This window comes from Acidovorax delafieldii 2AN, from assembly GCF_000175235.1.
Lineage (GTDB): Bacteria > Pseudomonadota > Gammaproteobacteria > Burkholderiales > Burkholderiaceae_C > Acidovorax > Acidovorax delafieldii_B.
Genome location: NZ_ACQT01000153.1, coordinates 1 through 8,946, shown reverse-complemented (window position 1 = coordinate 8,946; position 8,946 = coordinate 1). Strand labels below are relative to the sequence as shown.

The 8,946-nt window shown below is 64.4% G+C and carries 6 protein-coding genes; all 6 read right to left on the bottom strand.

The features are described from left to right. Positions 1 to 208: 208 nt before the first annotated feature. A complete protein-coding gene (gene gshB / locus ACDELDRAFT_RS15775) occupies positions 209 to 1,162 on the bottom strand; it encodes a glutathione synthase (protein WP_005798555.1) in 954 nt (317 codons plus the stop codon). 96 nt (positions 1,163 to 1,258) lie between these two features. Further along, on the bottom strand, positions 1,259 to 2,446 hold the full coding sequence (locus tag ACDELDRAFT_RS15770; RefSeq protein ID WP_005798554.1) for a benzoate/H(+) symporter BenE family transporter: 1,188 nt from the start codon (positions 2,444 to 2,446) through the stop codon (positions 1,259 to 1,261). A gap of 98 nt (positions 2,447 to 2,544) precedes the next feature. Then, on the bottom strand, positions 2,545 to 4,413 hold the full coding sequence (locus ACDELDRAFT_RS15765; protein WP_005798552.1) for a potassium transporter Kup: 1,869 nt from the start codon (positions 4,411 to 4,413) through the stop codon (positions 2,545 to 2,547). A gap of 161 nt (positions 4,414 to 4,574) precedes the next feature. Continuing rightward, positions 4,575 to 5,870, bottom strand: coding sequence for a glutamate--cysteine ligase (gene gshA, locus ACDELDRAFT_RS15760; protein ID WP_005798550.1), 1,296 nt, complete (start codon positions 5,868 to 5,870; stop codon positions 4,575 to 4,577). Positions 5,871 to 5,978: 108 nt separating this feature from the next. Beyond that, on the bottom strand, positions 5,979 to 7,445 hold the full coding sequence (locus ACDELDRAFT_RS15755) for a TrkH family potassium uptake protein (protein ID WP_005798548.1): 1,467 nt from the start codon (positions 7,443 to 7,445) through the stop codon (positions 5,979 to 5,981). Between the two features lie 21 nt (positions 7,446 to 7,466). Further along, on the bottom strand, positions 7,467 to 8,921 hold the full coding sequence (trkA, locus tag ACDELDRAFT_RS15750; RefSeq protein ID WP_005798546.1) for a Trk system potassium transporter TrkA: 1,455 nt from the start codon (positions 8,919 to 8,921) through the stop codon (positions 7,467 to 7,469). Between the last annotated feature and the right edge of the window lie 25 nt (positions 8,922 to 8,946).

Here is an 8,946-nt window from a genome sequence, read left to right as displayed (position 1 = left end):
CTCCTCGCCAGCCACCGCTTCCAGCAACCCGCTCGTCTCAGCGCAGCCTTGAATTATATACCGGGTTTTTCCCAGTCCAACCCAAATCCGCCTTCTTTTTTCTCCACCACCAGAAACCTTCCAAAGAAAGCCTCCAGGCAGCGAAGCCCTCAACTATAACACGCAAAAGTGGACACAAACAAAGGAAAGGCAGCCCACCTTCTTCCACTCAACTCCGCCCTGCAGCCGCCTCTTCCAAGGCGTCCACGAAAAGATAGGCAACGTCGCAGCCCGTCTGTTGGTGGATCTCCTGAAAACAGGTGGGACTCGTCACATTGATTTCGGTAACGCTCTCTCCAATCACGTCCACGCCCGCCAGCAACAAGCCACGGCTGTGCAGAACGGGGCCCAGGGCTTCTGCGATTTCCCAGTCGCGTGGCGAAAGAGGTCGCGCAACGCCCTTGCCACCCGCAGCCAGATTGCCCCGCACTTCGCTGCCTTGGGGGATGCGCGCGAGACAGAAGGGCACAGGCTTGCCTCCGATGATGAGGACACGCTTGTCTCCATCGACGATTTCCGGCAAGAATTTCTGCACCATCACGCTTTGGGTCCCATGGCGGTTGAGCGTTTCCGTAATGCTGCCCAGATTCAGGCCATCCGGCCCCACCCTGAAGATGCCCATGCCACCCATGCCATCGAGGGGCTTGAGAATGATGTCCTGGTGTTCTGCGTGGAAGCGCTGGATGTCCTGCGGGTCGCGCGTCACCAGCGTGGGGCCGATGAACTGGGGAAACTCCATGATCGCCAGCTTTTCAGGGTGATCGCGCAAGGCGCGAGGCTTGTTGAATACGCGCGCGCCCTCCCGTTCGGCCTGCTCGAGCAGATGCGTGGCATAGAAATATTCGCTGTCGAACGGCGGATCCTTGCGCATGAGCACAGCATCGAACGACGCGAGCGTTGCGCTGCGCAAAGGCTGGGCCGCAAACCAGTCGGTCGGATCCCCCGTGAGGGCAACGTCACGCACTCGCGCACTCACCTGACTGCCACGCTGCCACACCAGATCCTGCGGCAGGCAGGCAGCCAAGGTGTGGCCCCGCCGCTGCGCCTCCCGCATCATGGCGAAGGTGGTGTCTTTGTAGATCTTGAAGCTTTCCAGCGGATCAGCGATGAACAGGAGTTTCATGGTTTCTCGGGAAAAGGCGGCCGCGACGTATGCGCCGGCACAACGAAACATACGGCAGAACCGAAGGCACGGCCGCACCAGGGGGATCGAACGGCGTCAAACGCCGCCCGCATGGGGACGCCTGTACTGTTGCACAAACAGCGCAAGGCTGCCGGCGACCACGCCCCAGAAGGCGGACCCCACACCCGCGACCACCACCCCGCTGAGGGTGACGAGAAACGTGATGAGAGCGGCTTCGCGGTGCGGCTCATCGCGCAGCGCGGCAGCCAAGCCGGAGCCGATGGTTCCCAGCAGCGCCAGGCCCGCGATGGCCACCACCAACTCCTTGGGAAACGCCGTGAGCAAACCCGTGACGACCGCGCCAAAGATACCGACCACCACATAAAGCAGCCCGCACGATACGGCCGCCGTGTAGCGCTTGGCCCGGTCAGGGTGCGCCTCGGGCCCCATGCAGATGGCGGCCGTGATGGCGCTGAAATTCAGTGCATAGCCTCCGAAAGGCGCCAACACCAAGGTTGCAAGCCCTGTCATGGTGATGAGGCGGGAAATCGGCAAGTCATAACCCGTGGCGCGGATCACGGCCACACCCGGTAGGTTCTGCGATGCCATCGTCACCACGAACAGTGGCAGCGCAAGGCTCACGATGGCCGACACGGTGAACTGCGGCGCCGTGAACACCGGCATGGCCAGCTCGAACCGGATCGCCGACCAGGACATCTCGCCACGCAGCGCGACAAAGCCAATGGCCAGCGCCAGCGTGATCACCACGGCATAGCGCGGCAGCAGCCGGCGCGCCACCAAGTACGCACCCAGCATCAACAGGATCAGCGGCAGGGCTGTTTGCGCCGCAGCAAAGGCCTGCATGCCAAAACGGGCGAGCACGCCCGCCAGCAGCGCAGCGGCAATTTCCATAGGGATGCGGTTCATGACGCGCTCGAACCAGCGTGTCACACCAGCCACCGTGATCAATACGGCGCACACCATGAAGGCGCCCACCGCCTCGGCCATGCTGAAGCCTCCTGCCAGCCCAGCGGTGGCCAGTACGGCAGCGCCCGGTGTTGACCAAGCCACCATCACGGGTTTGCGCAGCAGCAGCGATGGAACCAGCGAACACAGGCCCATGCCCAGCCCCAACGCCCACATCCATGAGGTGATCTGGGCCGGTGTGGCCTGAAAAGCCTGGGCCGCCTGAAAGACGATGGCCACGGAACTCGTGAACCCCACCAGCACCGCAACAAAGCCGGCCGTGAAGGCCGACAGGCTCAGGTCTTTAAAGAAATACATGGCTGCATTCTGTCATCGCCGCAGGCCATACGCTACCTTTTCGATAGCTATTTGCGCTTGATAGGCGAGCGCTGCAGGCAGAAAACACCATCAACCGGCTAAATCTCGATCTTGGAGCCCAGTTCGACCACGGCGTTGCTGGGTAGATGCAGGAAGTCGGCGGCACCGCTGGCGTTGTGGTGCATCTGGGCAAATAGTTTCTCACGCCAGGGCGCCATACCACTGCCGATGGTGGGAATGATGGTGTCGCGGGAGAGAAAGTAGCTGGTGGTCATGGGCTCGACATCGCAGCCCCGCCCGCGCAACTGGCGCAGGGCGCTGGGGATGTCCGGATCGTTCTTGAACCCGTAATGCACCACCACCTGCCAGCAGTCGTGCCCCAAGGGCTCGACTTGCAGGCGCTTGTCGAGCCCGATCCACGGCACCTCGTGGTTGCGCACGGTGACGAACAGGTTCTGACCATGCAGCACCTTGTTGTGCTTGAGGTTGTGCAGCATGGCGTTGGGCACGGCCCCCGGCTCTGCCGTGAGGAACACAGCCGTGCCGTCCACCCGCGTGGGCGGGCTCACAAAGACCGACTCCAGAAAATCCTTGAGATCGATCGCGTCGGCGCGCAGCTTGTCGTTGAGCAGCCGGCGCCCCTCTTTCCAGGTCATCATCAGCACAAAGACCCCGCCGCCGATCATCAGCGGGAACCACCCACCCTGGAACAGCTTGAGCAGGTTGGAAGTGAAGAAAGCCAGGTCCACCACGAAGAAGCTGCCCGTGGCCGCAATGCACAGCGCCAGCGGATACCCCCAGCCATAGCGGATGACGAAGAAGGTCAGGATGGTGGTGATGAGCATGTCCAGCGTCACGGCAATGCCGTAAGCGGCGGCCAGATTGCTGGACGAGCGGAACATCACCACCGCCAGTACGATGGCCACGAACAGGCCCCAGTTGACCAGCGGCATGTAGATCTGGCCCGTGTCCCGCACACTGGTGTGCAGAATGTTCAGACGCGGCAGATAGCCCAGTTGGATGACCTGCTTGGTGACGCTGAAGGCTCCCGTGATGAGGGCCTGCGACGCGATGACCGTGGCCAGCGTGGCCAGCCCCACCAGCGGCACCAGGGCCCAGTCGGGCGCCATCATGAAAAATGGGTTCTTCACCGCTGCGGGTTCGGCCAGCAGCAATGCGCCCTGGCCAAAATAGTTGAGCGTGAGCGCGGGCATGGCGACGCCAAACCAGGCCATGCGGATGGGGCGCTTGCCAAAATGCCCCAGGTCGGCATACAGCGCTTCGGCCCCTGTCACGCACAGCACCACCGCCCCCAGGATGATGAAGCTGGTGCCCGGGTGCGCCCACATGAAGCCCACTGCGTGGTGCGGGCTCATGGCCCACAGGATTTCAGGGTGCGTGACGATGTGTGAAACGCCCAGCAGGGCAATCGACACAAACCATATCAGGGTGACCGGACCGAAAAACTTGCCAATCCCCCCCGTCCCGCGTTTCTGCACCGCGAACAGGAAAAACAGCACCACCAGCGTGAGCGGAATGACGTACTGCTTGAAATGGGGCGACACCACTTCGAGCCCTTCCACCGCAGAGAGCACGGAGATGGCCGGGGTGATGACGCCGTCGCCGTAAAACAGCGAGGTGCCGAAGATGCCCACCGCCAGCAGCACCCTGCGCAGGCGGGGCCGGTCTTTCACCGCCTGGGATGCCAGCGCCAGCATGGCAATCAGCCCGCCCTCGCCATTGTTGTCGGCGCGCAGCACCAGCACCACGTACTTGAGCGAGACGATGACCGTCAGGGTCCAGAACAGGATGGACAGGATGCCATAGACGTTGCTCGGCGTGAAAGGCACATGGCCCGAGCCGAACACCTCCTTGACCGCGTAAAGCACGCTGGTGCCAATATCGCCATACACAACACCGATGGCGCCCAGCGTGAGCGCTGCGAGCGATGATTTGGAGCTTTGCACTGACACCCCCCGCTGCGCCGGGCAAGACAGGGTTCCGTTACTTTTGGGATCGCTATTGTGCCCGGCCCGTCGATTTCACGTATTCCGCCTGCTACAAATTGTTGCAACGCAACAACTGCCCCCTACCCACCGGGCAGAGAGTGTGCCAGGAGGAAAAAACGTCAGTCGTAGATCTCGGCGTCGGGGTTGGTGGCTTCAAGCTCATAGCTCGCGGCGAGCATTGCCAGCCGCGCCACCACGCCGTACATGTAAAAGCGGTTGGGCGCGCTCACGCCGGGGCGCACCCCGGGCTGGGGCAAGTGCGTGCTGTGCTCGAATGCCAGGGGCACGAAACTGGCGCCCGGGGCATTGAGGTTCTCGTCCACGCCGCGCTCGGCGTGCATGCGGTAGAAGCCGCCCACCACGTAGCGGTCCATCATGTAGACCACGGGTTCGGCCACCGCCTCGTGCACACGCTCCTGCGTGAGCACGCCCTCCTGGATGATCACGTCGCTGACGGGCTGCCCGTCCTTGATGACCGCCATCTTGTTGCGCGTCTTGCGGTTCAAGGCGTCAAGTTCCTTGGCGTCGCGCACGGTCATGATGCCCATGCCATAGGTGCCGTTGTCGGCCTTGACGATCACGAACGGCTTTTCGTGGATACCGTATTCCTTGTATTTGCGCCGCACCTTGGCGAGCAGGGCGTCCACGGAACTCTGCAGCGCGTCCATGCCCGTGCCTTCGGCGAAATCGACCCCGCCGCACTGGCCGAACAGCGGATTGATGAGCCAGGGGTCGATGCCCAGCATCTTTCCAAAGCGCTTGGCCACCTCTTCGTAGTTCTTGAAATGCGTGCTTTTGCGGCGCACGCTCCAGCCCGCATGCAAGGGCGGCAGCAGGTACTGCTCGTGGATGTCCTCCAGGATGCCGGGCGCGCCGGCGGACAGGTCGTTGTTGAGCAGGATGGTGCAGGGGTCGAAATTCTTGAGCCCCAACCGGCCCTTGGTGCGGATCACGGGCTCCAGCATCACCGAGTCGCCATTGGGAAGATCGATGCGGGTGGACTTCTTGATCTCGGGGCTGATGGAGCCCACGCGCACGTTCAGGCCTGCCATGTTGAAGATGCGCTGCAGCTGCACCACGTTGGCCAGGTAGAAGGTATTGCGCGTGTGGTTTTCAGGAATGATCAGCAGGTTGCGCGCCTCGGGGCAGATCTTCTCGATCGCCGCCATGGCGGCCTGCACGGCCAGGGGCAGCATCTCCTTCGTGAGGTTGTTCCAGCCGCCGGGGAACAGGTTGGTGTCCACGGGCGCGAGCTTGAAGCCCGCATTGCGGATGTCCACCGAGGTATAGAACGGGGGCGTGTGCTCCATCCACTCGAGGCGGAACCAGCGCTCGATGGCCGGCATGGAGTCGAGAATGCGCTGTTCGAGTTCGTTGATCGGCCCGGTGAGGGCCGTAATGAGATGCGGAACCATAAGTGCCCTCGGAGACGATTGCGGTGAATTGTAGGGATGTGGGGCCGCGCCCCAATTTTCGCAAGCAGGCCGTCGGGGCAGCCCTGCCGGCCAGCAAGGACACGCCGCTCACCGGCGCCAGAACGCAGGCGTCAGCAGGGCCATGAAGCTCAGGATCTCCAGCCGCCCCAGCAGCATGGCCAGCGTGCACACCCAGATCTGGAAATCGGTCAGCACCGCGTAGTTGGACGCCGGCCCCACGCTGCCCAGGCCCGGCCCCGCGCAGTTGACGCTGGCCAGCACGACCGAGAACGCCGTTACCGGCTCCAGGTCCGTCAGCAACAGGACCATGCTGAGCCCGAAAACCGTGCCGCCATACACCAGCATGAACGCCAGCACCGAAAAGATCACCCGGTTGTCCACCACCGCATTTCCCAGGCACACGGGCTGCACCGCGCGCGGGTGCACCAGGCGGTTCATCTCGCGGCGGGCCTGCTTGGCCAGGATCAGCATGCGCACCATCTTGATGCCGCCCCCGGTCGAGCCCGCACTGGTGGCCACGCCCGACAGCAGCAGCATGAACACGGGCGCAAACACCGGCCAGGCCAGGTAGTCGACCGTGGCATACCCCGTGGTGGTGGCCAGCGACACCAGATTGAACATGCCGTGGCGCAGGGCATCGAGCGGCCCATACACCCCTTTGGCCCACAGCAGCAGCGCCACCAGCAGGCCGCCACCGACCAGCGTGAACAGCGTGGCACGCAGTTCCGGGTCACGCCAGAAACCGCCCCACTGGCCCTTGCGGATGGCCACGAAATACAAGGCGAAATTGCAGCTGGCCACCAGCATGAAGAAGACACAGATGGCTTCCAGCAGCGGCGACTGGAAATACCCGAAGCTCTGGTCATGCGGCGACAGCCCGCCCAGGCTCACCGTGGTGAACATGTGCATCAGCGCATCCAGCGGCCCCATGCCCGCCGCCCAGTAAGCCAGGCCACAGGCGATGGAGAACACCGCATACACCCCCCACAGGCCCTTGGCGGTGCCCGTCATGCGCGGTGTGAGCTTGGCGTCCTTCACCGGGCCGGCCGCCTCGGCCTTGAACAACTGGCTGCCGCCCACCCCTAGCAGCGGCAACACGGCCACCGCCAGGATCAGGATGCCCATGCCACCCATCCACTGCAAAAAAGTGCGCCACACGTTGACCGACACCGGCAAGGTGTCCAGCCCCGCCAGCACCGTCGACCCCGTGGTCGTCAGCCCTGAGACGGCCTCGAAATACGCATGGGTGAACGACAGGGGCCGCCCGATGTGGTGCCCCGCCAGCATCAGCGGCACGGCGGCTGAAAGTGGCAACAGCATCCAGACCAGCGACACCAGCATGACGCCATGGCGTGGCTGAAGCTCCTGCCTGAACAGGCGCAACCGCCACCACAGCCACGCACCCACCGCCAGCGTGGCGCCCATGGCCAGGGGGTACACATGCCATACGCCGTCGTGCGTCGCCAGCGAGACGGCCAGCGGCAGGCCCATGGTCAGCGAGAAAATCATGACCAGGATGCCCAGCACACGCAGGACGGGAAACATGTCCACCATGGCAGTTCTCGCGGGCCTGGGTCAGAAGAAGGTGGCGCTGACGCGGAAAAGCTTTTCCACATCGCGCACCAGCCGCTTGTGCGGCAGGAAGAACACCACGTGGTCGTTGCTCTCCAGCACCGTCGAGCTGCGCGGGATGATCACCTCGGGCGGCTGCGCCGGTGTGGCCGGCGCCTCTGCCGGGCCCGGCAGGCCGCGCACGATCAGGCCGATGTGCACATCGCGCGGCAGGGTCAGATCGCTGACCTTGCGCCCCACCACGCGCGAACTCTTGCGGTCGCCGCGCACCACGATCTCCAGCGCCTCGGCCACCCCGCGGCGCAGGCTGTGCACGGCCTGCACGTCGCCCTGGCGCACATGGGCCAGCAACTCGCCCAGCATGGCCTGTGCGGGCGACAGCGCAATGTCGATCTGCGTGCCGTGCATCAGGTCGGCATAGCTGCGCCGGTTGATGAGCGCCAGCACCCGGCGCGCGCCCATGCGCTTGGCCAGCAGGCACGCCATGATGTTGTCCTCGTCATCGTCGGTCAGCGCCAGGAAGAGATCGATCTCGTCAATGCTCTCGTCGCCCAGCAGGTCCTCGTCCGTGGTGTCGCCCTGCAGCACCAGCACGTCGCTCGGCAGGCGCGAGGCCAGCTCAATGCAGCGCGCACCGTCGTCTTCAATGATCTTCACGAGATAGCGCCCCGGCTCCCTGGCCAGCTCCTGCGCCAGGTGCAGCCCCACGCGACCGCCGCCGGCGATCATCACGCGGCGCACCGGCCGCACCGGGGTGGCTCCACGGCGGTGCAGCGTGGCCAGCACATGGGCAATGTTCTCACGTGCGGCCAGCACAAACACTTCGTCGCCAGGCTCGATGCGGGTGTCGCCCCCGCAGGGCACGAAGCGGTCGGGCTCTTCGGCAAAACGCCGGTAGATGGCCACCAGGCGCACCGCCACCTCGGGGGTGCTGCTGCGCAGCTCGGCCACGGTGTGGCCCACCATGGGAGCGCCGGCCCGCGCCCGCACCGACACCAGGCAGGCGCGCCCGCCGGCAAACTCGCGCACCTGCATGGCTTCGGGGTATTCGATGAGCTTGCCGATGTAGCGCGTGAGGGATTCCTCCGGGCAGATGATGCGGTCCACCGCAAAACCGTCCGGCCCCATGAGCAAGGGGTCGGCCTGCAGGCCCGTCGACCGCACGCGCGCAATGCGCTTGGGAATGTTGAACCGCAGCTGCGCCACCTTGCAGCACACGAGGTTGGTCTCGTCCTGGGCGGCGCAGGCGATGAGCAGATCGGTGTCCTGCGCGCCAGCCTCGGCCAGCACCGCGGGGTCGATGCCGTCGCCCACCACGCCGCGCAGGTCGAAACGCGCCTCGAGGTCGCGCAGGCGCTCGGCATTGGTGTCGATGACGGTGATGTCGTTGTGCTCCGACACCAGGCTATCCGCCACGCTCTGGCCCACGCGGCCCGCTCCCAGAATAATGATTTTCATGGTGCTGCCCGCTCGATCAGCCGGT